The sequence below is a fragment of the Pseudomonas sp. PDM01 genome, from assembly GCF_014852325.1.
Classification (GTDB): domain Bacteria; phylum Pseudomonadota; class Gammaproteobacteria; order Pseudomonadales; family Pseudomonadaceae; genus Aquipseudomonas; species Aquipseudomonas migulae.
Genome location: NZ_JACVBK010000023.1, coordinates 1 through 712, shown reverse-complemented (window position 1 = coordinate 712; position 712 = coordinate 1). Strand labels below are relative to the sequence as shown.

Here is a 712-nt window from a genome sequence, read left to right as displayed (position 1 = left end):
AGGAAGAAAAAAAGAAAGGGAAAGGGAAAAGGGGGAAGGGGGGAAGAAAAGGGGGGGGAAAGGAGAAAGGAAAAGGAAAGGGGAAAGAGAAGGGGAGGAGAAAGAGGGAAGGAAAGGGAAGGGGGAGGGGAGGGAGGGGAAGAAAAAAGAGAAGGAGAGGAAGGGGAGGAGGGAGAAAGGAGGAAAGAGAAAGGGAAAGGGAAGGAGAAGGGAAGAGAAGGGAAAGAAAAAAGGGAGGGAGGAGGAAAAGGGGAGAAGGGAGGAGAGGGAAAAGAGAGGAGAGGAGGAAGGAGGGGGAAGGGGGGGAGGAGGGAAGAGGAGAGGGAAAGAAGAGAGAAGAGAGGGGAGGAAGGGGGGAAAAAGGAAGGGAGAAGGAGGGGAAAGGGAGGGGAGGAAAAAGGAGGAGGGAAGGGGAAAAAAGGGGAGGGAAGAGAAGAGGGGGAAAAGAAAGAGGAAAGGGAAAGAAGGGGGAGGAGAGGAGAAAAAGAAGGGGAGGAAAAAAGAAAGGGAGAGGAAAGAAAGGGGAGGAGGAGGGAAGAAAAGAAGAAGAGAGGGGAAAGGAAAAGAGAAAGAGAGGAAGAGGGAGGAAGGAGGAGGGAAGGAGGAGAGAAGAGAAGAAAGAAGGAAGGAAGGGGGAGGAGGGGGGAAGGAAAGGGAAGAGGGAAGGAGAGGAGGGGGGAGGAGGAAGGAAGAAGGGGAAAAGGATTGGTGG

Annotated in this window: 1 protein-coding gene; it reads left to right on the top strand. The window is 53.4% G+C overall.

Annotated features, from left to right (window positions below; translation table 11 throughout):
- Positions 1-712: hypothetical protein (locus tag IB246_RS29150; protein ID WP_192230257.1), on the top strand; the 712-nt coding region annotated here is incomplete at both ends.